The organism is Bacillus sp. JKS001846 (genome assembly GCF_900176455.1).
Classification (GTDB): domain Bacteria; phylum Bacillota; class Bacilli; order Bacillales; family Bacillaceae_G; genus Bacillus_A; species Bacillus_A cereus.
Map to the genome: position 1 here is coordinate 2,268,518 of NZ_FWYG01000001.1, position 26,304 is coordinate 2,294,821.

The following is a 26,304-nucleotide window of genomic DNA, read 5'->3' on the forward strand; positions in this document are numbered from 1 at the left end:
TTCCGCTTTGAAATGAACATGAATGTATTAACTAAGGTCTGTATCAGGAGGAGTATATCCAAGGTGCCTAGCCATTGATACAATTTGTCCTTTATGATGAAACTCATGGGTTTCCGTATGAGTTAAAAGCCATAGCGGAGTTGTACTCCAAGGCCCTTTTTGCCACTTTACTTCATTTGCAATATTTTCGAGCCAACGGTCATTGTATTCATCTAAAAAACGTTGTACAGTCTCATCTACTAACTTAAATCTAGCGCGAACTTTTTTCACATCTGCATGCTCAATTTCGTAATCGCTAGCAAATGAAAAGTCTACTCGCTTTTGTTTAAATGCGAATGATCCAAGCCAGTATCGGTAGCAATCGGCTACATGAATATGAGTCTTTATAATGCTACCGCTCCCGAAATTAGGAACTGTGCTATGTAATTTTTCTACTGGGATTTCTTCCAAAAACGAAAATAGAGTTTCTCTTGTAGAGCTAATAAGATTATATTGCTGTTTTAAAACATGTAACATGAAATTAACACTCCTCTTTTATTTACTAAACTATTTGTGTAATAAGTAATTCTATATGTACGAGAGGTGAACCTTTTTATTATTTTTACTAAGCATATTAGATGTATTTCTTCATTGTTTCTGATAGATTAAACAAAGTGAAACTTTAATGAATTGAACATTCTTAGTTCATAATAAAATGTACATGAAGAAGGAGAACGATAAAATGAATAGAATAATTGGTCTAAAACAATTTGAAATAACGCGCGGGGCATTACTTAAATTTATGGAGACGCTAGATGATAAAACTGTGGATACGCAGCCAGAGGGTTTTAACAATACAATTCGTTGGCATATCGGTCATGTATTAACGGCAGCAGAAGTTTTCATGTTTGGAAAAGAATTCAAACAATTACCAACTGAATATCCAGGTATGTTTGGATATGGATCAAGACCATCTAAATGGACAACAGAAGGACCATCATTAGAAGTGTTAACGGTCCAATTAAAAGAACAAGCAAAACGTATTAAAGAAATTCCAGCAGAAGCATTTGAAAATAAACTGCCAGAGCCATTTCTAGGATTGGAAACAGTTGGTGAGCTTTACGGTATGATGCTTTATCATGAAGCTGATCATATTGGACAAATGAAGGCGATGGAACGTATTATTAAAGCTCTTTAGTCTTAATTGCATATAACAAGCAATACAGGTGTAATGTTAAATGATATAAACAAAAAAGGTAGATAAATTATTATCTACCTTTTTTGTTTAACTTCTTGAAGGATTAGGGAGTATCATCGTGATGCTGATGAAGAAGGATAAGAGGATTTTATAATTTTTATGGTGTGATTATTAATTGTAGTATTCCTAAATATGGAATATAAGTATAATGATAGAGAAGAACTAGAAATAGGGGTGAATACTATGATTACATTAGAGCAAAAGTTGGAGCAATATAAACATACATATGTACAGTTAAAGGGAGAACTAAAATGGAAAACGAGCGATTCTCGAACAGGAATGATGATTGCTGCTATGTATGCAGGTAGTGATAAACTGTTTGATCGCGGACGTTTTTTAGAAATTAGTAGTTATATTAAGAATCAGGTAGGGATGTTTTCATACTTAAAGTCTTATCATCGTTTTGTAGTGGCAGCAACATTAGATATTCACTTTACAGATTACCAGAAAGCTTTTCGGGAGTTTTTAGATTTATATGAACAATTGGTCACTGGTGGGTTTAGCCGCAGTATATTTACTTATCTCGCAGCAGCTGTACTTTTAACAGAAGAAAATGAACAGCATGGCGCGCACATTCAACGCTCAATGCAAGTATATAAACGCATGAAAAAGGATCACCTCTTTCTTACAAGTACAAATGATTATCCGCTCGCGGTTTTATTAGCAGGACAATCAGAGAATGTAGACACACTTATGGACCGAGTGGAACGCCTTTATCAGAAACTAGCGACAGCTGGTTTGCATAAAGGGAATGATCTTCAATTTTTGAGTCATATTCTTTCACTAAAGAAGGATGTCAGGGAAGAACTGTTAGTCGCAAAATGCACAAATATATGGAATTTGTTAAAGCAAGAAAAGGTAAAAGTAAAACAGATGCATTACCCAGCTATCGGGTTACTAGCGTTACTCGAGGATGGAGAAAAAGAGATTCATTCTATTAGAGCATTTATTGAAAAATTGCAGGGGGATAAATTGTTCCGTTGGCATACAGATACAAATATTCTTATTGCTATTCAACTGTTCGTAAGTCAGAAAGGTGAGGAAAGTAAAACTACCAACACAGGTTTACAAACAATGATAGAAGTCCTCATACAAGCACAACAGGCTGCTATGATGGCAACGATTGCCGCTTCATCTGCAGCAACATCTTCTGCTAGTAGTAGTTCATAATGTGCAACTGCTTATACTCTTGTAAATTATAACTCCTTTGATAAGGTTGGTTTAAAAAATATTACTAAAAAAAAGCCCATCACTCTCTAATGATTGATGGGCTAACTGTTTTTACATAATTAGCATTATCTTTTTGATTGCTTCAAATGTTTGAGCTGCGTGACAATCATAATGCTAATAACAACGAGTAAAAACCATGAGCTGATTTTACTTAAGTGAACGAGATTCCAAGCTTCCCGTTGGTTTGGATATTGCCATGCACCGAAAAATGTTGCGATGTTTTCTGCAATCCAAATAAAGAATCCGATAAGAAAAAAGGAGAGAACGAGCGGCATTTTATATGTAACGCCTCGTAATGAAAATTCCACAAATGTTCGAAAGAAAACGATGAATAGAAGTAACGTTAAGAACCATCTAAAATCGTATAGAAAATGATGTGTGAAAAAATTGAAGTAAATCAGTGCTCCTAGAGGTATTACAAAAATAGCTTTCGGCCAATGATGCATTTGTAAATGCAATCTTCTCCACGCTTGGCATATGTAACTGGCAACACTTGCATACATAAAGCCGCTGTAAAGTGGAACTCCAAAAACCTTTGAATATGCCTCTTCCGGATAACTCCATGAACCGAAATGAACTTTATATATTTCTAGTAAAAGGCCGATGAGGTGGAAGACAGTAATTACTTTTAATTCGTCTTTCGTCTCAAGGCCAGTCTTGTACATAACCCACTGCATAAGAAGGCATACGATGAGTATGAAATCGTAGCGGTATAACCCTGGGATCGAAACGATTTTTGAAAGGGCTAGTGTTAAGAAAATAACGACTGGGAATAAGCAGGATAATGCTTGTTCATAAGTAAAATAGAGTAGTTGTTTTATATATAACATTGCATCACCTTGGATGTTTTTATTTGAAAACTCAAAATAATGATTAAGTATACTACACTTTTAAAAATAAGCTAGTATTCTATTTTGCGTGTATTTGTAAGTTTTGGAAGGGAATTGTAATAAGTATTTTAATATTTAACGAAGTAAAAAAATAGTTTGCTATTTAAAAAAAGTGAGGATATAATATCTAAATGAAAATGATAATTATTATCAGTAATGATTATAAATTAAAAATAATTATAAAAAACAACTGCATATAAAGGATGAAATGAAACATGTTACATAAGTCTACTATACATGCTGGCAATAACCGCTGGATACATATTAAGTTCATATGTTTTATGAGCTTAACAATTATATGTTTAATTGGATCTATATTTTTGGCCGTCGCATTTGGTGCAAAGGATATTCATTTGCAAACGGTGTGGACAGCGGTTTTTGATTACAATCCGAAATTAACGCAGCATCAAATCATTTACGAATTAAGGCTCCCAAGGGTAATTGGCGCAGCAGTTGTAGGAGCGGCTTTTGCGGTCGCTGGGGCTGTTATGCAAGGAGTAACACGAAATCCTTTAGCTGATGCAGGTGTACTTGGCATAAATGCAGGTGCGATGTTTGTAGTAGCACTTAGTTTTGCCTTTTTTCCGCATATGCCGTATTCCTATTTAATGATTGTCTCCTTTATTGGAGCGGTCTTAAGTACAGTACTCATTTTTATTATCGGATCGGCCACATCAGGCGGATTAACACCGATGAGATTAACGATCGCTGGGGCAGTTATGGCTGCGCTTTTACATTCGTTAAGTTCAGGTGTCGCGATTTATTATGACTTAAGTCAAGATTTAGCTTTTTGGTACGCTGGTGGTGTTGCAGGGGTTAAGTGGGAACACTTGAAATTTTTAGTTCCTATTATTCTCATAACAATTGTTTTTGCGACAATTTTAGGGCGGTCTATTTCACTCATATCAATGGGGGATGATGTCGCTACGAATTTAGGAGTAAAAACGAACCGAACGAGAATACTAGGGATGATTATAGTAGTCATTCTTGCAGGTGTATCTGTTTCAGCTGTTGGCTCTATTGGATTTGTAGGACTAGTTATCCCGCATATTGCTAGAAAATTAGTTGGTGTGAATTATCGACTCATTATTCCTATGTCAGCATTATTAGGTGCTATGTTATTAGTTTTAGCTGACCTAGGGGCAAGAACAGTAAACCCTCCTAAAGAACTGGCGATAGGAATTATGGTGGCTCTTGTTGGAGTTCCGTTCTTCCTCTATATAGCACGTAAAGTTGGGAGGGAGTTGTAAGTGAAGAAGATTTTAAACACAGATAAAACGAGAGCCGTTACTGTAACTACAATATTTGGTTGTATTAGTATCGCTGTCATTTTGCTTAGCTTAAATACGGGGACACTTAGCATTGCACCGCTCAAAGTAATTCAAACGCTTTTCGGTCATGGTGATTTTGAGAGTGCAACCGTGCTGTACGATTATCGTATGCCAAGAATTATAATCACAATGTTAGCTGGTATTGGCCTTGGGATTTCCGGTGCGATTTTGCAAGGGTTATCAAGGAATGCGTTGGCCGATCCTGGTATTCTTGGACTGCATTCAGGTGCATCTTTCGGGCTAATTATATTCGTTACTTTCTTTCATTCTATTAATGAGAATGCATCGATATTAATACCGTTATTTACATTTGGCGGAGGAGTATTAGCTGCATTTCTTATTATTTTACTTGCGAGTGATCGATCAAAAGGTTTACTTCCCATTAGACTTATTCTCGTTGGTATTGCGGTTTCAGCTGGCTTTAGTGCAATTTCGTTATTTTTCTCTCTCAAGTTAAATGATGAGACATATACATTCGCTTCTAGATGGTTAGTTGGTAACGTGTGGGGAAGGGATTGGATTCATGTCCTTGCATTATTACCTTGGATTTTCATACTAACTCCGTATGCATGGCTAAAATCTGAAACGTTAAATGCATTGTCACTCGGTGATAGTGTGGCAGCGGGACTTGGTGTTTCTGTTCAAAAAGAACGGTTACTCCTTTTAGCTACAGCGGTTGGATTATCTTGCGCGAGTGTATCGATGGCAGGAGGGATTGGTTTTATTGGTTTAGTTGCTCCGCATATTGCAAGAAAGTTAGTAGGTACTACGTATCAACATTTCCTTCCACTAGCTGGCATTATCGGAATGATTATTTTAGTGCTAGCAGATACGATAGGTCGTTCTATATTTGAGCCAAACTCTATTCCAGCTGGTGTAGTAGTGGCAGCTTTAGGAGCGCCGTATTTTCTTTATTTACTTACAAAAACAAAATAAATACTTCAAAGAGGAGAACATATGAAAAAGAAACTTACTATTTTATTTAGCATCATGTGTATTTTAGTACTAGCAGCATGTGGTCAAACGAAATCTAATGAAGAGGCAACGAAAAAAACGAAAAAAAGTAATGACCCAAAAATCGCCTCTATGTCTATTCATTTAACGAATGATTTACTTGCATTAGGAATTACACCAGTAGGTTCTGTTATTGGTGGAGATTTAAAAGATTTCTTACCGCACGCTAAAGAGAAGTTGAAAGATACGAAGAAGCTTGGTGTTGTAACAGATCCGAATATGGAAGCGTTACTTCAATTAAAGCCAACTGACATTTATGTTGATGAAAAATATGCTGGTAAAGATGTAGCGAAATACGAAAAAATTGCAAAAACGCATACTTTCAATTTAGATGAAGGTACATGGAGAGACCATTTAAAACAAGTTGGTAAACTTGTAAACCGTGAGAAAGAAGCGGATCAATATATTCAAGATTACGAAGAGCAATCAAAACGAGTAAAAGGTTTAATAGATAAAGAGCTAGGTAATAACGAAAAAGTAATGGCAATTCGCGTTACTGCAAAAGAATTACGTGTATTTAGTACGAAAAGACCGATGGGACCAATTTTATTCCAAGACTTAGGATTACAACCTGCAAATGGTGTAGAGAAAATCAATGGAAAACGTCCTTTCGAAGTCATTTCACAAGAAGTATTACCTGACTTTGATGCAGATGCGATTTTCGTTGTTGTAAATAGAGATGATAAAGCAAAAGCTGCATTTAAACAACTTCAAGAAACACCAATTTGGAAAGACTTAAAAGCTGTTAAAGGCAAGCATGTATATATTATCAATGACCAACCATGGCTTGACTATTCTGCTTTAGGTAACAAAATGGCAATGGATGAAGCAGAGAAAATGTTTACGAAATAATATAGTTTTGCTATTAGGAAAGGCCCTCTAAATTTGGAGGGCTTTTTATTATTGTTAGAATAAACGAAAAATTATACAATGAAGTTAATTTCGTGTAGAGGAGATGTGCCAATGTCAGCGCTTATTGTAAGTATCCCGTTTATAAAGCAGTTTATGGAACAAGGGGATAAATAGGCTAAAATAAGTATCCCCGTTATTAAAAAAGGGGGAGTTTGAAATGACGATGAATCTTTTTCAAAATAAAATTGTAAAATTATCCGCTATTAGAGAATCAGATGCTGTAGTAATGGTTATGTGGCAAGAGGATAGTGAGTATTTAAGAAATGTCGATACAGATGTAGCGTTTCCGCAATCGTTACAAGAAATAGCAAGTGATGAGTTATTAAAAGGACGGAGATCGAATAGTGTTTCTTTCATGGTAAGGACAGTTCAAGAAGATCGCTTAATTGGTTTTGTGGCGATTCATGGTATAGAGTGGAATAACAAAACAGGTTTATTAGCCATTGGTATAGGAGATGCGAATGATAGAGGAAGAGGATATGGGAAAGAAGCAATACATCTTATTCTAAAGTATGCTTTCTATGAATTGAATTTACACCGCATCGGTTTCGATGTTATTTCGTATAATAAACCTGCCATTGCATTGTATAAAAAGATGGGTTTTCAAATGGAAGGCTGTATGAGAGAAGCGGTTCAAAGAGATGGGAAGTGTTTTGACCGTATGATTATGGGGATATTGCGGGATGAATGGATAGAGCTGCAAGGTTAGAAAGTACATTCGAAATTATATATGTAGTATGCAGGAGATATAATGGTAATTGGCGAAAATTTACAGTGTGTTGATTGAATTTATAAGGAGTCATGTAAAATGAATTTAGAAAAGGCAAAACCAGTAAATGAAGAGGTCGCCGAATTAAAAGAACTTATTAAAGAGTTACACGGAAGTGTGCACCAACTTCAAAGTGAAGTGCAGCAACTAAGGCACGAAAGACCAGTTGTTGAAGTGAGAAAAGGTGTTCAATTATCACCAACAATTGTCGGACAAATTGGTGGTATGATTTTAGGTGGTTTAGCAATTATCGGTATATTTTGGTGATGAAAAAAGGTTTGCAGCACGGATGCTGCAAACCTTTTGTATTTGACGATATAATTTCATGCAATACAACTTTTACATTAAATAACGTAAATATATATAAGCATGTGATAACAAGAGTGCAACAATAGTTAATGGTAAACCAATTTTTAAGAAGTCCATATAAGAGAAGCCATGTCCTTCACGTTTTGCAATACCAGCAACGACTACGTTTGCAGATGCACCGATTAGTGTTCCATTTCCTCCTAAGCAAGCTCCAAGAGATAACGCCCACCATAGTACTTCGATTTGCGGAGAATCGACAGATAGTCCGAGTCCTGTAGCTAAGTCTTGAATAAGAGGAATCATCGTTGCGACAAATGGGATGTTGTCGATTGTCGCAGATGCGATGCCAGATACCCATAAAATAAGTATAGCTGCGAATCCGATGTCACCGTTTGTTACGTCGATTACTTCTCTTGCAAGTGAAGAGATAAGTCCGATATCAATTAACCCGCCAACGAGAACAAATAATCCGGCGAAGAAGAAAATGGTTACCCATTCAACATGGGCAAATACATCTTCAATATCATGTTCTTTCACGCCGATTAACATAAGAAGTGTAGCGCCTGTCATCGCGATAACAGCAGCGTCTACATGAATAATCGAATGAAGTACGAAGCCTAAAATAGTTAGTCCTAAAATCGAAATAGATTTTAAAAGGAGGCTTTGATCTTTAATGTAATCTTTTTCGTTTAATGCCATTAGTTTTTCGATTTGTTCAGGTGTTGTTTTTAGTTTGTTACGATACATGAAGTAAATAATGCCAAGTGTCACGATAGAAATAATAATTACGATTGGAGCTAAGTTAAGTAAAAAGGCGTTAAAGTCTAAATGCTTGTTTGCTGATCCAATCATAATATTAGGTGGATCACCGATTAATGTTGCTGTTCCGCCTATATTTGAAAACAGCACTTCTGAAATCAAATAAGGCACAGGATTTACTTTTAAAATACGTGTAATGGATAATGTAACAGGAACGATTAATAAAACAGTCGTTACATTGTCCAAAAATGCTGATCCGACAGCAGTTAATAGGGATAGTAATAATAAAATGCGAATCGGTTTTCCACCAGCTGCTTTTGCCGCTTTAATGGCCACAAATTCAAAGACGCCTGATTGACTCGTAATATGTACGAGAATCATCATCCCAATTAAAAGGGTAATCGTTTCCCATTGAATATGTGATGTGAAAGCAGTATGTAAATCTACAACTCCAAAAATAATCATAATAGCAGCACCGAATAGTGCGATTACAGCACGATTCAATTTCTCAGAAATAATAAATCCGTACGTGATTAAAAATACGGCAATTGCAAAATAATATTGCCAATTTGCTACTTCATGTGCTGACTGTTCCAATCATGTCACCTTCTTTAAATTATGTATTCAATTGTCGAAATGTATCTCGCTGCAATAATACGGGATAAAATATATTGTAGCAAATTCAAAAAAGAAAGAAAACTATTTAACAAAGTGAAGGAAAAAATGTATTTTTTACATATCATATAAAAAATATAAAAAACACAGTGCAAATTATTAGGAAAAGTGAGCGTTGTCCTCTAATATAGAGATAGCAATTTACATTATTTTTGCGTAAAATGGTTTAAAGAGGTGAATTCCGATGGAAATAGTAAAAGATAGTTCTCTTATTCAAAATGAAATTGAACGTTTTGTAAATAAAGATGTATATATTCATTTAGAAACGACAAACGGAGCGTATGCATCACACATAAATGAAAAGATGATGACAGTTGGTGCTTTCATTCGAAATGCGATTATCCGTTTTGAACGCGGGAAGATAACTGGAACAAATCCATACCGAGTTGGTTTGAAAATGGATCACGGTTGGGTATATGCTGAAGGTATTACGCACTGGGAAGTAGACGATCAAGAGCGTTTATTATTAGCTGGACATGATAATTTAGGTCGTCTAGCAGTTGCACTTGAGTTAAGCTTAACACCATTTAAGTAAGAAGGAGGGAAACTTATGGAGAGACATGTACTTGTTGTATTTCCGCATCCAGATGATGAAGCATATGCTGCGGGAGGAACAATTCGCTTATTAACAGATCAAGGAGTACCTGTAACGTATGCATGTGGTACTCTAGGACAAATGGGGCGTAACATGGGTAAGAACGTATTCGCTAACCGTGAAACGATTCCACATATCCGTAAGAAAGAATTGAAAGATGCTTGTGAAGCGATGGGTATTAAAGATTTAAGAATGCTTGGCTTCCATGATAAAACGTTAGAATTTGAAGATGTTGATTTCGTTGCTGACAAAATTGAAGCAATTATTCAAGAAGTAAATCCATCTCGAATTATTACATTTTATCCAGAGCACGGTGTACATCCAGATCATAATGCATTTGGCCGCGCTGTCGTTCGCGCTGTATCACGTATGCCAAAAGAAGAGCGCCCAGTTATCCATGCTGTTGCGATTACGAAAAATCGTGAAGCAGTATTAGGAGAACCGGATGTTGTAAATAACATTAGTGAAGTATTTGATCATAAATTAACTGCATTAGGTGCGCACCGTTCACAAACAGAAGCAATGCTTGAAGACACGCATGCAAAAATAAAAAACAAAGATGCAGCAACATTAAAATGGCTGCAACTTGAACAGTTTTGGACTTATAAATGGGAGTAGGCTAGAAGGATACCTTCTAGTTGCTCTTACATAGAAAAAGCGCCGTCACTTGTGATGGCGCTTTTTCTTGTTGAAGACTATATATTTCTTAGGGTGCTTCAAAATTTTTAAATTAACGTGCAGTATAGCCTCCATCAACAAGAAGTGTTGTACCGTTAACAAAACTAGCATCATCACTTGCTAAAAATAAGACAGCTTTAGCGACTTCTTCTGGTGTTCCAAGTCTGCCTTGTGGATGAAGTGAAGCTAAATATTCTTTCTGTTCAGGATTAACACTACCAAGTAAAGGGGTGTCAATATAACCGGGGCACACCGCATTAATACGTATTCCATATTTAGCGTAGGCAGTACATAAATTTTGAGTTAATAGTTTCACACCACCTTTTGCAGAGGAGTATGCTGTTGGGGTAGGTAATGAAACAAAACTATGAATCGAACCAGCGTTAACGATGACACCACCTGTACCTTGTTTAAGGAATTGTTCAATCGAATATTTATCAGAAAGGAATACCCCAGACAAATTAATATCAATAGTTCTTTTCCACTTTTCATAGGATAATTCGTTTGCTGGTGCATCATCAGCAACGCCGGCATTGGCATACATAATATCTAATTTACCGTATGTACTTACTGTCTCATGAATTAGCTGTTTAATATCTGCCTCTTTTGTTACATCAGTTTTAATAAATAACGTATTATATCCATGTGCATTCAATTCATCTGATAGTTCTTTTCCACGTTCAGAAAAGTCAGCAATAACTACTTTTGCACCTTCTTCGATAAAAAGACGAACAGTAGATTCGCCAATTCCACTTGCACCACCAGTTATGATTGCTACTTTGTCTTTCAATTTCATATAAACCTCTCCATTCATCAATGAATTTAAGTCGAATTTTTAAATCTGGTTATATCACTATTAACCTTAAATAGTAAGTAGATAGAAGAAAAAGCTCGCGTTTACTTAATTGTGAGAGTGCTATTTTTTCTTTAGTGTACTTTTTGATACAGTTATGGACGAAAATATTAATTTGGTCAATCTTATCATTAGATTGAATATTTGGTAAAGAGCTCTCGAACAGAGCGAGTACGGATGCTGAAAAATTAAAATAAATATGAAGTATTATTTGTAGGGTAAGGAACAAGGGGGAGAGAAGCATAACGAAAACTACTACTCTATTTAAATAGGAAAAAACCTTGCAGGGGGGCAAGGCTTTAAACAGGGTATTAAAAATGATTGATTTATTAAGAAGAACTTCTTCTTGTGAATAAACTAATTTTAGCATGATAACTCATATATATGTGTTACGAATTTGTGAATAAAAACTCAATGATAAAAGTATGAGTGAAAGGAAATAATGTATTTGAAATATGTATTATTACACAAAGTTTAGTTGAAATAGTGAGGAAAATAAAAAAGCGCAATGAGCAAAATAATTAAGAGACGAATTATATGAAAGATTAGTTGAACGCCTAATATTTAATTTGTTTTACTATATTATTAATTCCGATGATACAAAATTCAAGAAATGACTTATCAATATAAAAACAAAAAGTCCTTAGAATCTACGGCTTTAATATGAAAAGATTTTAATCATTGGGCATAAGGGAATTCTATATTGATTGGTTGAAAGAGGGGATTTGTATATGTAATTTCTTTTTTCATTTAATTCTTTAGAACCTATTTTTAATAATGTATATAAGAAGCGTATATTTTGAATTATTTAATAGAATAATATATATTTATATTGATTTAGTGATTTTAGTTTGTTAAAAATGGGGAAATCGATATGAAGGTTAAATTTGCCGTAATAAAAGATGAGAGCTTTGATTGTAGTTTATTGGAAACAAAATTATTGAAAACTTTTAAAGAAGTAGATTGTGAAGCAGATATTGTAAAGGTTGAGGATGAAATTTTTGAAAACAATGATGTACAAACGCATTTATCAGAAATAACCATTCATGTTACTGGAAAAAATATTGGATATAGATCCGTTTCAGCCAGTATATTTATTGTTCTAGAGAGTTTATCAATACAGCTATTTCGTATTCATATTAGTATACTTTAAGCAGTTCAAAAATTGGCTTCTTCAGAAAATCATACTGATTATATGGAGTTGTAAATATGAAAACAATAGAAATTATCGTAGGTGCTCCCGAATGGTGGATTGCACCTTGTTTGTTGTTAAATAAACAAGGGATTCCTTTTCTAATTTTAATGTATCTCAACGCTAATTTATAAATAGAAGAATGGAAACGTGTGAGTAATTCAATTAGATTGTACAAAAAATTTGGTACGCGGATATACGCAACGTATTCACAGATAAGAGGGTTGTCTCATAATATATATAGATTTTTCTATTAAGATGAACAGAGGGTGTGAATATATGGAAGATGTTTACGCTAAAATTGACAATCTCAAGGCGGAGCAAAAAGAAATTATGAGAGACATTCGAAATTTAGAAACGCGTACCACTATTAATGAGAAAGACATAGCAACAATCAATAAGCAATTAGAAAAAATAAGTACAAACACTACTTGGATTTTGCGAATTATTATTAGCGCGATAATAATGTCAGTTTTAGGATTAATATTAAAAGGAATGATTTAGTCTTGTGAAATAGGACGATATAAAAGAAAGAGGGGAACTCCCTCTTTCTTTTATGTAAATGAGAATCTATAAATTTTCCGTTTCCTTTTCGTCTGCATACTTATCCTCTAAGGAAATTAATAGAGGGATTGATATAGTTACTAGAATGATTAAAGTAGTTATAAAAGATTTAGAAAGAGAAAAAGAACCTTCAATTAAAGGTGATAAAAACTTGAATGAAAGTATACTTGTTATGAAGGAAATTACTAAAAAGCTAAAAAGAGAGGTATTTTTATTCTTTATAGATGTTTCTATAAAGTCTTTAACACAGGTTATTACAACAAATATAGTTAATATGATAAGAGAAACAAAATAATGTGTTAAATTCGTCATACTAATAGTAGAATCGTCTATTATGTAAGCAAGTAACTTAGATACTAATATTCCTCCAAACAATAAAATAATAAAAGCAAGTAATCCTTCCGATATATAAGTGCTGAAATTGTTTTTCTTGTTAAAAAGCTTATAGTTCAGAGTAGATTGGATTATTTGAATTAGGAATAGGGTAATAATCCATACATAATACACAAAGGGTAATTCTCCTGAGAATAGAGAAATTAGGAAGTTTAATACTGTCCTTAAAATTTCAATCATTACGAAAGTCCTCCTACTTGTTCAACTTTATGACATTAGGAATATATGAGTCTATCATTTTATAATCAGGTTCATTAATTCAAACTATTTCTAATTATTCCATAATAAGGAGTTCATATCAAGTTGTTATTTTTTATGGCGTGTATTATTTGTTCACTAATATAAAAAGAGCATTCGAAATGATAATACTAGAAAAATAAAAGTAATATGTAATATAATTGAAAAAGTATATTTAAAAATCGATGTTAATATTACCCTCCTATAAGTATTAGCATACGTAATTGAGGTGTTTTCTTTGTTGTTTTATGACCGGATTTCTATAATGGCCCCTCCTGTTCCGTAGCTTAGGAAAGTCTTTTTACTTCTGAGATTTTCAAAGTTATAGGAGGGTATGAAAAATGAAAAAAGTCTCAGTACCATCACTTTTGTTAATGATTATTCTTGTCGCATTTCCGCAAATTAGTGAAACGATTTACACACCGTCTTTACCGGACATTTCAAAGGCGTTACATGTAAGTAATAATGAGGTGCAGTTAACGCTTAGTGTGTATTTTGCTGGATTTGCTTTAGGTGTATTTTTTATTGGATGGCTATCAGATATAATTGGCCGTCGCTGGGCAATGTTATTTGGAATTGTTGTATACGGCGCTGGGAGTTTCTTGTGCTTTATTGCAAATTCCATTGAAGTTTTATTGGTAAGTCGTTTTATTCAAGCGTTTGGAGCAAGTGCAGGATCAGTTGTGACGCAAACGATTCTTCGTGAAAGTGTAGAAGGGCATAAGAGGCATGTTATGTTTGCTCAAATCTCGGCAGTCATTGCTTTTACACCAGCGATAGGACCGTTAATTGGTGGCTTTCTTGATCAAATGTTTGGATTTAAAATAGTATTTTTAAGTTTAGTAGTTATGAGTATCGGTATTTTTCTGTATACGTTTGTTTCTCTTCCTGAAACAAAAACGGGCTCAGTAACGAATAAAATAAATGTATTTTCAGTCTTGAAGAGGTTAATTACAAATCCGAAAGTGGTAACATATGGGTTGTTAATTGGAGGAGCAAATGGTGTTTTATTTAGCTATTACGCAGAAGCGCCGTTTATCTTTATTGAATATTTTCAATTATCGCCTAGTATGTATGGATTTCTAGGAATTGTTGTAGCGTCTGCTTCTATTGTTGGAGCGAAAATTTCAAAACGTTTACTTGCTACTTATAAACCAGAGAAAATTATATATATCGGTTGTCTCGTAATGACAGGAGGAGCTATCTTTTTATCTGTTATTACGTTTGTGGGATCAAATCCGAATGTAATATATATGGTTGTATTTTTAATAGCGATGTTTATATTGCTATTAGGAATTGGAGTAGCGTTACCTAATTGTTTAAGTTTAGCGTTAGTAGATTTTCAAGATGTCATTGGTACAGCTGGAGCGTTGTTTAGCTTAGGATACTATGTAATTGTAACGATGACAATTTGGGGAATGAGTCAATTGCATACGGGCTCGTTACTGGTGATGCCACTTTATTTTCTAGTTATTGTAGTTATAATGGCAGTGTTTACTAGGGTATTTATCTTTGGTAAGCAAACTTCGAAATCGATTTAAATATGAAAATGTAAAAGAGTCTCATTTTTTAATGAGACTCTTTTATATTTTATCCCGTTGTTTTGAGGCAGAAAGGTTTCTGCCTCAAAATTTGGCTGGGGTAAAGAAGTTAGTAGTTTATTAATATATTAAATTTCTTATTGGTATATGAATCGAATGTGTGGGAAATTACGTTATCAACTATAAAGGTTGAAGTATTTGAGATATGAAACCGAGGAAGATAGCATCTCCTCGGTTATTTATATTGTAATAATATACATGCCGGAATCATATTGAATAGATGTATTTTATTGTTAATTTAGTTAAAAATTAATCAGATTTATGTATAATAATTTATTGAAAAAATAATTGAATTTTTCAGATTAATGAATTAATATAAGATAAGTAATTTTAAGATTTATAGAATATTGGAAGATGAAAGGTTTTGAGAATTTTATTAGGAGCACAAAACGATTTTAGGATAGCTTTAAAGCTAGTGTAAAATGACGTTTGCTTCATCATTTTCAGGGCCGAAAGGAGTTAGGGGAAAGCATCTTGTGTTAAAATGCGGCTATGAATCATCTAAGAGGGGGAAGTGAAGTGGCAAACAAAGAATTGAAAAGAGGTTTAGAAGCACGTCATATTCAAATGATTGCTTTAGGCGGAACGATTGGTGTTGGTTTGTTTATGGGATCAGCCAGCACAATTAAATGGACAGGTCCGTCAGTAATGCTTGCTTATGCAATTGCAGGTATTTTCATCTTCTTCATCATGCGTGCCATGGGAGAAATGTTGTATATGGAGCCAAGTACAGGCTCATTTGCGACATTCGGTCATAAGTATATTCATCCACTAGCTGGTTATATGACAGCGTGGAGTAACTGGTTCCAGTGGGTTATCGTTGGGATGTCAGAAATTATCGCGGTTGGAGCGTATATGCAATATTGGTTCCCGGATTTACCAGCTTGGATACCAGGTATAATTGCAATGGTTATTCTTGGTGCAGCTAACTTAATTTCTGTTAAGTCATTTGGTGAATTTGAATTTTGGTTTGCGATGATTAAAATCGTTACGATTCTATTAATGATTATTGCAGGATTTGGCCTTATTTTCTTCGGAATTGGTAACGGCGGAGAAGCGATTGGCATATCTAATCTTTGGTCAAATGGCGGTTTCTTTACAGGTGGTTTTTCAGGATTCTTCTTTGCATTATCACTTGTAGTTGGAGCGTATCAAGGTGTGGAATTAATCGGTATTACTGCTGGTGAAGCGAAGGATCCAAAGAAGACACTTACAAGAGCGATTCAAAGTACAATTTGGCGTATTTTAATTTTTTACATCGGTGCTATTTTCGTTATTGTAACTGTGTATCCGTGGGATCAATTAAGTACAATTGGTAGCCCGTTCGTAGCAACTTTTGCGAAGGTTGGTATTACGGCAGCAGCTGGCCTTATTAACTTCGTTGTTATTACAGCAGCAATGTCTGGTTGTAATAGTGGTATTTATAGTGCTGGACGTATGCTGTATACATTAGGTGTAAATGGACAAGCACCGAAATATTTCACGAAACTTTCTGGAAATGGTGTACCTTTATTCGGTACAGTTGGTGTAATTATCGGTTTAGCGGTTGGTGTTGTTTTAAGTTATATCGCACCGAAAAACTTATTCGTATATGTATATAGTGCGAGTGTACTTCCTGGTATGGTACCATGGTTCGTCATTTTAATTAGTCAAATTCGTTTTAGGAAAGAAAAGGGAGCAGAGATGAAAGATCATCCGTTCAAAATGCCATTTGCTCCTGTAACAAACTATTTAACAATTGCCTTTTTAATTATGGTATTAATCGGAATGTGGTTTAACGATGATACACGCATTTCATTAGTTGTAGGTATTATTTTCTTAGCTATCGTTACAATTAGTTTCTATGCTTTCGGAATAGGAAAGCGAGCTCCGTTAGACGTTCAAAATAATAAAGAGATTTCAAGTAAATAAAGAAGAGGCTGTTCATCTGGAACAGCCTTTTCTTATTGTTGTTATTTGTCGATAAATCGATATAACTTGTCGAATCGTTGATATAATTTGATTTGTGATAGATATATTCGAAAAATCGTTAATATAATTTCACATACTACCTATCACTATCATGATTAAAATTTCTCTAATACGATTTTCCCAATGGTGTGCCCGCTTTCAAGTAGTGCATGTGCTTTTTTTAGTTTTCAGCGTTAATCGGTGTTAATGTTTCATTTAAAGTAAGAATTCTTTACTTCTATATTATAGATGGTGAAATACTGCTATGTAAAAAAATACCCTCTTTTTTATGCAAGCTGTACTGATAGTCTAGAAGGAGTTTATTTCTAAAAAGAAGAATTTTTTACTGTATTACTTTATCCAAAACTAAATGTAAAGGTGGATACATAATGACAGTAAAGAAACTTTATTTCATCCCAGCAGGTCGTTGCATGTTGGATCATTCGTCTGTTAACAGTGCGTTAACACCGGGGAAACTATTAAACTTGCCGGTGTGGTGTTATCTTCTGGAGACGGAAGAAGGTCCTATTTTAGTAGACACAGGTATGCCAGAAAGTGCAGTTAATAATGAAGGGCTTTTTAACGGTACATTTGTTGAAGGACAGATTTTACCGAAAATGACTGAAGAAGATAGAATCGTGAATATATTAAAGCGTGTAGGGTATGAACCAGACGACCTTTTATATATTATTAGCTCTCACTTACATTTTGATCATGCAGGAGGAAACGGTGCTTTTACAAATACACCGATTATTGTGCAGCGAACGGAATATGAGGCAGCACTTCATAGAGAAGAATATATGAAAGAATGTATATTACCGCATTTGAACTACAAAATTATTGAAGGGGATTATGAAGTGGTACCAGGTGTTCAATTATTGTATACGCCAGGTCATTCTCCAGGCCATCAGTCGCTATTCATTGAGACGGAGCAATCCGGTTCAGTTTTATTAACGATTGATGCATCGTACACGAAAGAGAATTTTGAAGATGAAGTGCCGTTCGCAGGATTTGATCCAGAATTAGCTTTATCTTCAATTAAACGTTTAAAAGAAGTTGTGAAAAAAGAGAAACCAATTATTTTCTTTGGTCATGATATAGAGCAGGAAAAGGGCTGTAGAGTGTTCCCGGAATATATATAGTGCAAAAAGTCATGAGTTCGCGTGCTCATGACTTTTTCATTTAAATAATTTTTTTAAATAAATTATAAACTTTTTTTGAACTATCTTCGTTTAACTGATAGTACGTAAGGTTTACATCATCAGGAGTATCTTGCTGCGCAATCATCACTTCGCTGCTGTGATGATCAACTACCCATATGAAATATTTTTTATAAGTTCCATCCTCGAAAGTAATCCACATATCACAATCTATTAAATCTGATCCTTCTTCATCCAATGTTAATTTGCCTTTTTTTGCGGTATTCATACTGTTAATAAACGTTTTTAATTCATCTGTTTTTGTGAGAAAGATATCCTTTTTTGTTTTAATTGATTCTACATGTATATCTTTTATTTCCTGTTTACCTAAAAAAACAGGAGGCTCATTTGGATCTCGCGAGCTTGAAATAATAGTAGCTTTCTTTTTCGGTTTGTTTGCAGTATAGAGATCTTGAATAGATTTTCCCGAGTTTATAAACCATACAATTCCACAAATAATTAATACGCTACCTAGCAATAAAATAATTTTTTTAATAGGATTTTCTCCTCTCTATTACTTCGTGTGAAGAGCTTTTCTATTAATATATGATAGGTAAGCGTAAAGTATTATAGTTGAACTTGGTTATGCTTCACAGTTTTTATCGGGCGATCTATGAGTAAATTGTAAGTGAGCCCAATTAATACGAAAATGCCACCGATAACTTTCCCGATCGAGAGTTCATTTGTCAGGAAGAAATCAATAATAGTCCCCGCAAATAATTGTCCGATAAAGATGAGTAATGTTAAATAAAAGGCTGATATTTTAGGAGTAATATAGTTGGATAATGAAATAACGATAACGCCTACTAATCCGCCTAAGTACACGGCGATAGGAATAGATTGCAACGTATGAATAGGGATATACAATGAATCTGGACTGAAAATTAAAAATAACATAGAGAAAAATAATCCAGTAATATAATTGAAAAACGTACCTTCCCAGTTTCCAATTTCCTTTGCTAAATTCGCGTTAATAATTCTAGCAACAACGATAGAAACACCAGCTAAAATAGCGATCGTAATATATAACATTTTCTTGCCCCCATTAATAAATTGTCATGATTATAATTCCAGAAGAGATGAAACATAATCCAATTAGTTTTTTCTTTTCAAACTTTGCAACTTTCATTCCTAATAAGCCGAAATGATCGATAATGATGGAAGCAATGGATTGGCCGAGTAAACTTAATGCGATCGTAATAGAGGCACCAAGGACGGAGAAACTTATATTATTAAAAAGAACAGTGAATACTCCAATCGCTCCAGCGCTATATAAAAAAAGCGGAATACCTTTATCGAAATGAATTTTATGTTTGTTTAAGATTAAAACGAAAATAACTGCAATTAAACCGACAAGGTGAATGACAACGCTTGCTGTATACTTTCCAATTAACTCGGATAAAATTCCGTTTAATGGAAGCATAACGGCGATGAGCACACCAATAAAGACAGAAAGAAAGTTATACAATGTAATATCCCCTTTATATTTCATATTTGTAATGACTGTATCATGCTGAAATTGTGTATTGTTATGACATATGTCATAGTGGAAGAAGAAAATTTTGATTACAATGGGGATGAGTTGTAAAGGTGGGGAACTATGAAGAAAGTATGTAATTCTATTAAATTAGCAGAGTATATAAAGCAAAATAATATTGATTCATTTTTTAGTCATGATATGAAGCCATATATGGAACTTATATTTTTTAAAAAGAATGAGTTTATTTGTAGAGAAAATGAAGAGATAGATTATTTATATTTCTTTGTTGAAGGAAAAGCGAAAGCGTTTAACACATTAAGTAACGGGAAATCGGTATTATTATGTTTTTACGATAGTTTGCAGTTACTTGGAGATGTGGAGTTAATTCATTCTCAAAGAATCACTTCAAACGTACAAGTGATGGCAGATTCGTATTGTGTGGGTTTACCTTTAGGAAAGGTGAGAAATAAGCTATTTCATGATGCGAAATTTTTAAGATGTATTTGCGGATCATTGGCACATAAATTAAACCGACTTTCCAAAAACAGTACAATTAATTTATTGTATCCGCTTGAAAATAGACTTGCGAGTTACATGTTAGCAGCAGGAGAACGAGCAGTTCAGCATGAAAATAGAATTGTGTTTAGTGGGAATTTAACGGAAATAGCGGAGTTGTTAGGAACGAGTTATCGGCATTTATTACGTACTTTGAATCTCTTTTGTGATAAAAATATAATCAAGAAAAACAATGGTTGTTTTGAAGTAGTGAATGTAGAAGTTTTGAGGGAATTGGCTGCAGATGTTTATAAATAATATATTAAAGTAGGGATTAAGATGAAAATAGCTATAATTTCAGATATCCACGGAAATAGTCACGCTTTAAAATCGGTATTAAAAGATATTACACGTCGCAAGGTCGAAATGATAATAAATTTAGGAGATAGTGTGTATGGGCCGTTAGAGCCTCTAGAGACAATTGAAATATTAATGAGTAGCGAGATGATACATATTAAAGGCAATTGGGATCGCATGCTTTGGGAACCTATACAAGAGCAATCTGCTACACTAACTTTTGTTCAAAATCAATTAACAAATTATCATATAGGTTGGTTAAAACAACATCCTTCACAATTTATTGTAGACGATATGTTATGTTGTCACGGTACGCCAACTTCAGATGAAGTGTATTTGTTAGAAGAGATGAATGAGAATGGTGCAATATTAAAGAATGAAAAAAATATAATGGATCAACTCCAAAATATAGAACAAAAAATAATAGTATGTGGTCATACACATATTCCTAGAGTTGTTTATTTAGCGAACGGAAAGATCATTATAAATCCAGGAAGTGTAGGACTTCCAGCATACAAAGATGAGTTACCTGTTATGCATAAAATGGAATCAGGAACTCCGCATGCAAAATATGTAGTGATAGAAAAGGTTTTGGGAGAATGGACAATTGAACAAATTTCAGTTCCTTATAATTGGGAAGAAGCTGCTGGATTGGCTGTTCAACAAGAAAGATATGACTGGGCACAGGCGCTAAAGACTGGGAAGATAGAATGAAGGGGAGTTTACTTTATGGTAAACTGGTTTTGTTCAAAATTATAATTGGATTGAAATTGAACAGGCAGTGAATGAGAAAGGATTTCCTAATCATATAAAGGGAATCAGTCCAGTAAAAGGATTGTATTATATCGGTTTACCATGGCAATCTCAAAGGGGTTCCGCACTTATTTGTGGTGTAGGAAAGGATGCAGCGTATGTACTTTCTGAAATCAAAAAAATAGATCAGTAGCGATAACTACTGATCATCCATATGTACATGAATTAGGAGAGGTCAAACATTTATTAACTTTATTATAATAGATTTTTACGGAATTAAAAACTGAAAATTCAAATTTAATGTTGAGAAAGTTTTTTGTATCGAAATATATGAAAGAATAGGGATTTTTATTGAAACAGAAAAAGATATTTCTATTTTAGTAAATTATGATATAGTCTAAATAAGCGTGTTTTTCCATAAATGTAATTATTTTCATTGTAGTTTTGTTTATATGAGGGAAGGAGAAGTAATTATGAAGTTTGATGATCAACGCTTATTAGGAGTCCGATTAGGTTCTGTACTTGTGACAGAGGAAAATCAATATTTAGTAATTAAGAAAAAAGATCATTATGCACTGTTAAATATACATAATTTAGAATGCACACATGTTGAAGTGCAGTTAGAACATTTGGAAGAAATGTTGCGGGAAGATTTCCAAGAAAGTATAACGGAAATTATCGCACCAGAACATATAAAAATTGTTGCGAAAAATGTTATATAGATAAAGAAGCTGGAAGGAACAGCTTCTTTATCTATATAAGGATAACGTTTTTACAACCTCACCAATGATCCCTTCCATTTGATGAACACCTAAATCGGAATTGGTCATAATAACAGCACCATTCCCGCAGTATGGATAACAAACCATCATACATTGAAATCCGACGCCCCATCCGAGTGAATAAATCTGTAATTCTTCATTAGAATCATCTAGAAAAACACCTAATCCAGTCCATTTTGAGCAACCTTGAGGAGAAATCATGTCTAGTACAAATTTTTGAGAAAGTTTTAGTTTGCCCTTTCCTTGTAAGGAATGAATGATTTCAATAACTAAAGCTGATAAGTTAGTGAAATAAAACAAATGAAAGTTAGTAAGGGGGAACATTTATGGAATTCTGGATGGTTATACTGATATTAGCCTTTGGTTTCATTTATATCGCTGAAAAATTAGCTACAATTGAAAAGAAAAATGATGCGCGTTTAAAGAGAATTGAAGATAGATTACAATTAATTACGAAAGAAATGGGAATTGTAGAAAGAGAACCTGAAATTAATAAAGAACTACGCCAGCTTGTAGAAGAAGGAAAAAAAGTTACAGCAGTTAAGAGAGTAAGAGAAGCTTTTGGTTTTTCCTTACTAGAAGCGAAGCAATATGTTGATAAATTATAAAAAAGATCATCCATTTGGGTGATCTTTTTCACTGCGCCATGCGTGTATTTACATAAGCGGCGATAATAAAGTGTCCAATTATATGGAACAAACATTTGAGATGAATTGTCTAATATAGGTAATAACTATTTAGCTTGAAAGAAAGGGTTGATAACATGAAAAAGAATACGTTGTTAAAAGTAGGATTATGTGTAGGTTTACTAGGAACAATTCAATTTGTTAGCACAATTTCTTCTGTACAAGCATCACAAAAGGTAGAGAAAACAGTAATAAAAAATGAGACGGGAACCATTTCAATATCTCAGTTAAACAAGAATGTATGGGTTCATACGGAGTTAGGTTCTTTTAATGGAGAAGCAGTTCCTTCGAACGGTCTAGTTCTTAATACTTCTAAAGGGTTAGTACTTGTGGATTCTTCTTGGGATGACAAATTAACGAAGGAACTAATAGAAATGGTAGAAAAGAAATTTCAGAAGCGCGTAACGGATGTCATTATTACACATGCGCACGCTGATCGAATTGGCGGAATAAAAACGTTGAAAGAAAGAGGCATTAAAGCGCATAGTACAGCATTAACTGCAGAACTAGCAAAGAAAAATGGATATGAAGAACCGCTTGGAGATTTACAAACCGTTACAAATTTGAAGTTTGGAAATATGAAAGTAGAAACATTTTATCCAGGGAAAGGGCATACAGAAGATAATATTGTCGTATGGTTACCGCAATACAATATTTTAGTTGGAGGCTGTTTAGTGAAATCTACGTCCGCGAAAGATTTAGGAAACGTTGCGGATGCTTATGTAAATGAATGGTCTACATCGATTGAGAATGTGCTGAAGCGATATAGAAATATAAATGTAGTAGTGCCTGGTCATGGAGAAGTAGGGAACAAAGGATTACTTTTACATACATTGGATTTATTAAAATAAGAAATTGTAGAAATACAAAAGAGAGGAGAAATAATTTTCTCCTCTCTTTCTTCTAACTATATTTAAATGCTGAATCTGTTGATTACGTCAGCATATATTACTGAGATTTTAATTCCAAGTATACAAATACTAGTACTGTCATAATTGCTATAACAACATAAGTAGCATCAAGCATTATAAGTGTTTTTAAAGTTTCAGTCATCGTAATTCACCCCTGTTATAAAAATATAACATGATCTTTTTATTGATTAGATAAGAGATCATAAAGATAAAATGTATATGAAATTTCTTAAGTAGCTTCTATATAAATATATCATATAAATAATGTAAGTAATGTTAAGATAATGTAAATGTATTGTAAATGAAAAGGTTTACAATAAAGACTTTAATAAAAAATGATAGTTCCTTAAAATGAAAAATACGCTCTTCTTTCTATTGAATGATAGAAAGAAGAGCGTATTTTTATGTCTATTTTCATATGTGATGAATTGCAACTATTTGTACATGGGATTCAAAAATTTTTTTCGTTGTATATATTTCTCCAAATTAATTAGCTATTTAAAAGTATCGAAAGATGTGTGCACACTAATGCATATTTTTTAGTGTCAATAAAAATATTATGTCAACAATATGAACTGTCACAAATCTTTATATATTATTGTGATTGATATCACATCACTTTTTTTCAATGGGTATTATGCTTAAGGTGTAATGAATGATTGGGAGAGGGTGGGATGATATGTTTTGTTATCAATGTGAACAAACGCCAGCAGGCGGATGTAAAGTAATGGGTGTGTGCGGCAAGAATGAAACGATTGCGAGTTTACAAGATACGATTGTGTTTGGGCTAAAAGGAATTGCAGCTTATCGCACACATGCTGCTCAGCTAGGATATACGGATGCATTTGTAGATGCTACAACACAAGAAGCTTTATATATGACATTAACAAATTCTAACTTTAACGAACAAGAGCATATTGATATGGCTATGAAAGTGGGGAAATCAGCTTTACGGGTGATGGAATTATTAGATGAGGCACATACGAATCATTTTGGTGTGCCAGAGCCTGTACAAATTACACAAAATCGTGTAGAAGGTAAAGCAATTGTAGTTACGGGTCATAATTTATTTGCACTAGAAGAACTATTAAAGCAAACAGAAGGAAAAGACATTAATATTTATACGCATTCTGAAATGCTACCAGCACACGGATACCCGCAGCTGAAAAAATATAAACATTTAAAAGGAAACATCGGTAAGGCATGGTATGATCAAAGACGCCTTTTTGAAAAATTTACTGGTGCCATATTAGCTACAACGAACTGTGTTATGCCAATTAAAGGCTCGTACTCTGATCGATTCTTTTCATATGACATTGCAGGTTTAGAAGGTGTACAAAAAATTGAAAATGATGATTTTACACCATTAATTCAAAAAGCACTAGAACTTCCAGAAGTACATATGGAGTCGGATGAACAGTTAGTGACAGGGTTTCATCATAATACAGTATTATCATTAGCTCCAGAAATTATTGATGCAGTAAAAGAGGGGAAAATAAAGCGTTTCTTTGTTATCGCCGGTTGTGATGCACCGGGAAAAGGCGGAGAATATTATCGTGAATTAGCAACGTCACTTCCGCCAGAAACGGTTATTTTAACAACTTCTTGCGGGAAATTCCGCTTTAATGATGTGGATTACGGTGTTGTACCTGGTACGGAAATTCCGCGTTACATTGATTTAGGACAGTGCAATAATTCAATTTCTACAGTGAAAATAGCGGCTGCTTTAGCTGATGCTTTCCAATGTGAAGTGAATGAATTGCCAGTAAGTATTGTGCTATCATGGTTTGAACAAAAAGCGGTTGCCATTTTACTCGGGCTATTTAGTCTTGGGATTCAAGATATTCGCATCGGTCCAAAGGCTCCTGAATTTATTTCACCTGGCGTGCTTGATGTATTACAAGAAACATTTGGTTTAAAACTAATTACAAATGCAGCAGAAGACATGGCTATGATGTTATCGTAACGGAAAAGATGTTTTCACTTAATTGTAGCTTTATAAATCATTTGTATGTATGTGAGTAAACGTACATACAAATGATTATTAATAAAGAAAATCTGCTATATCTATAAATTTTATAATTTTATAAAGCTTTTAAAGTGTAACACCACATGCCCATCACCTTAAGATTTTAAGTATCCCCAAAACGAAATTTCTACATGAATATCTATAATTTTACCTCTTTTTCATTTGATTTGAAAATAAGCTTTCTATTTTTAAAAACCAACGATACCACCTCAAATTATATGAATAAAATCCATTCATTTATTAGGAAAATGGATTGAAAATAATAAGGTAGACTAAAAATTAAAATATTATTTATGATAATCATTCTTTTATAAAATTTAAATTAGAAATAGCCCTACTCATTTTGATTGCGCATTTTCAAAATGGAGGGGCTTTTTTTACTGTAAAATCAATAACTGCAGCTTATTTTTGTTGAAAAAATTC

Annotated in this window: 28 protein-coding genes and 3 pseudogenes; 21 read left to right on the plus strand and 10 right to left on the minus strand. The window is 33.9% G+C overall.

Annotated elements, in window-relative coordinates:
- Nucleotides 1-27 precede the first annotated feature (27 nt).
- Nucleotides 28-516: a DinB family protein gene (locus B9A45_RS12200; protein ID WP_000903461.1), complete on the minus strand. Its 489-nt coding sequence runs from the start codon at nt 514-516 to the stop codon at nt 28-30.
- A gap of 184 nt (nt 517-700) precedes the next feature.
- On the opposite strand from B9A45_RS12200, the gene B9A45_RS12205 reads away from it, so the two are divergent.
- Both B9A45_RS12205 and B9A45_RS12210 read left to right on the plus strand, forming a co-directional pair.
- Nucleotides 701-1,177 (plus strand): DinB family protein, encoded by a 477-nt coding sequence (locus B9A45_RS12205; RefSeq protein ID WP_113623480.1) that lies wholly within the window; start codon nt 701-703, stop codon nt 1,175-1,177.
- Between the two features lie 192 nt (nt 1,178-1,369).
- Nucleotides 1,370-2,407, plus strand: a complete 1,038-nt coding sequence (locus B9A45_RS12210; RefSeq protein WP_002101155.1) for a DUF4003 domain-containing protein — start codon at nt 1,370-1,372, stop codon at nt 2,405-2,407.
- A gap of 125 nt (nt 2,408-2,532) precedes the next feature.
- Here B9A45_RS12210 and B9A45_RS12215 read toward each other — a convergent pair whose 3' ends face one another.
- Complete coding sequence (locus tag B9A45_RS12215) at nt 2,533-3,297, minus strand: DUF817 domain-containing protein (protein WP_000965755.1); 765 nt, start codon at nt 3,295-3,297, stop codon at nt 2,533-2,535.
- Nucleotides 3,298-3,572: 275 nt separating this feature from the next.
- Between B9A45_RS12215 and B9A45_RS12220 the strand changes: the two genes are divergently transcribed.
- The 5 genes from B9A45_RS12220 to B9A45_RS12240 all read left to right on the plus strand — a co-directional run bounded on the left by B9A45_RS12220 (nt 3,573) and on the right by B9A45_RS12240 (nt 7,650).
- Entirely contained in the window at nt 3,573-4,607 is a 1,035-nt protein-coding gene (locus tag B9A45_RS12220; protein ID WP_000902703.1) for a FecCD family ABC transporter permease, read from the plus strand.
- On the plus strand, nt 4,608-5,624 hold the full coding sequence (locus B9A45_RS12225; protein ID WP_000722682.1) for a FecCD family ABC transporter permease: 1,017 nt from the start codon (nt 4,608-4,610) through the stop codon (nt 5,622-5,624).
- Between the two features lie 21 nt (nt 5,625-5,645).
- The gene (locus B9A45_RS12230) at nt 5,646-6,554 is read left to right on the plus strand and encodes an iron-hydroxamate ABC transporter substrate-binding protein (protein WP_000728198.1); all 909 of its coding nucleotides are present in this window, start codon (nt 5,646-5,648) and stop codon (nt 6,552-6,554) included.
- 217 nt (nt 6,555-6,771) lie between these two features.
- Nucleotides 6,772-7,323: a GNAT family N-acetyltransferase gene (locus B9A45_RS12235; protein WP_084064078.1), complete on the plus strand. Its 552-nt coding sequence runs from the start codon at nt 6,772-6,774 to the stop codon at nt 7,321-7,323.
- Nucleotides 7,324-7,422: 99 nt separating this feature from the next.
- Complete coding sequence (locus B9A45_RS12240) at nt 7,423-7,650, plus strand: coiled-coil domain-containing protein (protein WP_001047304.1); 228 nt, start codon at nt 7,423-7,425, stop codon at nt 7,648-7,650.
- Between the two features lie 72 nt (nt 7,651-7,722).
- On the opposite strand, the gene B9A45_RS12245 is transcribed toward B9A45_RS12240, so the two are convergent.
- Nucleotides 7,723-9,048, minus strand: coding sequence for an ArsB/NhaD family transporter (locus B9A45_RS12245; protein WP_000437992.1), 1,326 nt, complete (start codon nt 9,046-9,048; stop codon nt 7,723-7,725).
- Nucleotides 9,049-9,310: 262 nt separating this feature from the next.
- On the opposite strand from B9A45_RS12245, the gene B9A45_RS12250 reads away from it, so the two are divergent.
- Together B9A45_RS12250 and bshB2 are read left to right on the plus strand one after the other, a co-directional pair.
- Entirely contained in the window at nt 9,311-9,661 is a 351-nt protein-coding gene (locus tag B9A45_RS12250; protein ID WP_000407045.1) for a YojF family protein, read from the plus strand.
- 15 nt (nt 9,662-9,676) lie between these two features.
- A complete protein-coding gene (gene bshB2 / locus B9A45_RS12255) occupies nt 9,677-10,339 on the plus strand; it encodes a bacillithiol biosynthesis deacetylase BshB2 (protein ID WP_000439483.1) in 663 nt (220 codons plus the stop codon).
- A 112-nt stretch (nt 10,340-10,451) separates the two neighbouring features.
- Here the strand turns inward: bshB2 and B9A45_RS12260 are convergent, their stop codons facing one another.
- The gene (locus B9A45_RS12260) at nt 10,452-11,195 is read right to left on the minus strand and encodes an SDR family NAD(P)-dependent oxidoreductase (protein WP_000768017.1); all 744 of its coding nucleotides are present in this window, start codon (nt 11,193-11,195) and stop codon (nt 10,452-10,454) included.
- 931 nt (nt 11,196-12,126) lie between these two features.
- On the opposite strand from B9A45_RS12260, the gene B9A45_RS12270 reads away from it, so the two are divergent.
- On the plus strand, nt 12,127-12,405 hold the full coding sequence (locus B9A45_RS12270) for a hypothetical protein (RefSeq protein ID WP_000865018.1): 279 nt from the start codon (nt 12,127-12,129) through the stop codon (nt 12,403-12,405).
- A 318-nt stretch (nt 12,406-12,723) separates the two neighbouring features.
- Nucleotides 12,724-12,948, plus strand: a complete 225-nt coding sequence (locus B9A45_RS12275) for a hemolysin XhlA family protein (protein WP_000390458.1) — start codon at nt 12,724-12,726, stop codon at nt 12,946-12,948.
- Between the two features lie 66 nt (nt 12,949-13,014).
- Here B9A45_RS12275 and B9A45_RS12280 read toward each other — a convergent pair whose 3' ends face one another.
- Complete coding sequence (locus tag B9A45_RS12280; RefSeq protein ID WP_053512648.1) at nt 13,015-13,581, minus strand: DUF5823 family protein; 567 nt, start codon at nt 13,579-13,581, stop codon at nt 13,015-13,017.
- A 398-nt stretch (nt 13,582-13,979) separates the two neighbouring features.
- Here B9A45_RS12280 and B9A45_RS12285 point away from each other — a divergent pair, with 398 nt between their 5' ends.
- The gene (locus tag B9A45_RS12285; protein WP_000758001.1) at nt 13,980-15,179 is read left to right on the plus strand and encodes a multidrug effflux MFS transporter; all 1,200 of its coding nucleotides are present in this window, start codon (nt 13,980-13,982) and stop codon (nt 15,177-15,179) included.
- A gap of 579 nt (nt 15,180-15,758) precedes the next feature.
- On the plus strand, nt 15,759-17,150 hold the full coding sequence (locus B9A45_RS12290; protein ID WP_001284405.1) for an amino acid permease: 1,392 nt from the start codon (nt 15,759-15,761) through the stop codon (nt 17,148-17,150).
- A gap of 155 nt (nt 17,151-17,305) precedes the next feature.
- Here the strand turns inward: B9A45_RS12290 and B9A45_RS12295 are convergent.
- Nucleotides 17,306-17,412, minus strand: a pseudogene (locus B9A45_RS12295) (zinc-binding alcohol dehydrogenase family protein); the annotation flags it as partial.
- A gap of 166 nt (nt 17,413-17,578) precedes the next feature.
- On the opposite strand from B9A45_RS12295, the gene aiiA reads away from it, so the two are divergent.
- Nucleotides 17,579-18,331 (plus strand): quorum-quenching N-acyl homoserine lactonase AiiA, encoded by a 753-nt coding sequence (gene aiiA / locus B9A45_RS12300; RefSeq protein ID WP_016111450.1) that lies wholly within the window; start codon nt 17,579-17,581, stop codon nt 18,329-18,331.
- 40 nt (nt 18,332-18,371) lie between these two features.
- Here aiiA and B9A45_RS12305 read toward each other — a convergent pair whose 3' ends face one another.
- The 3 genes from B9A45_RS12305 to B9A45_RS12315 form a co-directional block, all read right to left on the minus strand.
- Nucleotides 18,372-18,866: a hypothetical protein gene (locus B9A45_RS12305; RefSeq protein ID WP_000901690.1), complete on the minus strand. Its 495-nt coding sequence runs from the start codon at nt 18,864-18,866 to the stop codon at nt 18,372-18,374.
- A gap of 89 nt (nt 18,867-18,955) precedes the next feature.
- The gene (locus B9A45_RS12310) at nt 18,956-19,420 is read right to left on the minus strand and encodes a DMT family transporter (RefSeq protein WP_016111451.1); all 465 of its coding nucleotides are present in this window, start codon (nt 19,418-19,420) and stop codon (nt 18,956-18,958) included.
- Nucleotides 19,421-19,433: 13 nt separating this feature from the next.
- Complete coding sequence (locus B9A45_RS12315; RefSeq protein WP_002103413.1) at nt 19,434-19,880, minus strand: DMT family transporter; 447 nt, start codon at nt 19,878-19,880, stop codon at nt 19,434-19,436.
- Between the two features lie 108 nt (nt 19,881-19,988).
- Between B9A45_RS12315 and yeiL the strand changes: the two genes are divergently transcribed.
- The 4 genes and pseudogenes from yeiL to B9A45_RS12335 all read left to right on the plus strand — a co-directional run bounded on the left by yeiL (nt 19,989) and on the right by B9A45_RS12335 (nt 22,195).
- Nucleotides 19,989-20,681, plus strand: coding sequence for a transcriptional regulator YeiL (gene yeiL / locus B9A45_RS12320; protein ID WP_000754824.1), 693 nt, complete (start codon nt 19,989-19,991; stop codon nt 20,679-20,681).
- A gap of 21 nt (nt 20,682-20,702) precedes the next feature.
- Nucleotides 20,703-21,434: a metallophosphoesterase family protein gene (locus B9A45_RS12325; protein WP_084064079.1), complete on the plus strand. Its 732-nt coding sequence runs from the start codon at nt 20,703-20,705 to the stop codon at nt 21,432-21,434.
- A gap of 13 nt (nt 21,435-21,447) precedes the next feature.
- Nucleotides 21,448-21,666, plus strand: a pseudogene (locus B9A45_RS12330) (oxidoreductase); the annotation flags it as partial.
- A 280-nt stretch (nt 21,667-21,946) separates the two neighbouring features.
- On the plus strand, nt 21,947-22,195 hold the full coding sequence (locus B9A45_RS12335) for a hypothetical protein (protein WP_000666948.1): 249 nt from the start codon (nt 21,947-21,949) through the stop codon (nt 22,193-22,195).
- 27 nt (nt 22,196-22,222) lie between these two features.
- Here the strand turns inward: B9A45_RS12335 and B9A45_RS12340 are convergent.
- A pseudogene (locus B9A45_RS12340) lies at nt 22,223-22,543 on the minus strand (penicillin-binding protein); the annotation flags it as partial.
- A 38-nt stretch (nt 22,544-22,581) separates the two neighbouring features.
- Here B9A45_RS12340 and B9A45_RS12345 point away from each other — a divergent pair.
- The 3 genes from B9A45_RS12345 (at nt 22,582) to hcp (ending at nt 25,818) form a co-directional block, all read left to right on the plus strand.
- Entirely contained in the window at nt 22,582-22,863 is a 282-nt protein-coding gene (locus B9A45_RS12345; RefSeq protein ID WP_006929472.1) for a hypothetical protein, read from the plus strand.
- Nucleotides 22,864-23,018: 155 nt separating this feature from the next.
- On the plus strand, nt 23,019-23,792 hold the full coding sequence (gene bla2, locus B9A45_RS12350; protein WP_044584721.1) for a BcII family subclass B1 metallo-beta-lactamase: 774 nt from the start codon (nt 23,019-23,021) through the stop codon (nt 23,790-23,792).
- Nucleotides 23,793-24,531: 739 nt separating this feature from the next.
- The gene (gene hcp / locus B9A45_RS12360) at nt 24,532-25,818 is read left to right on the plus strand and encodes a hydroxylamine reductase (protein WP_016512509.1); all 1,287 of its coding nucleotides are present in this window, start codon (nt 24,532-24,534) and stop codon (nt 25,816-25,818) included.
- The last annotated feature ends 486 nt before the right edge of the window (nt 25,819-26,304 follow it).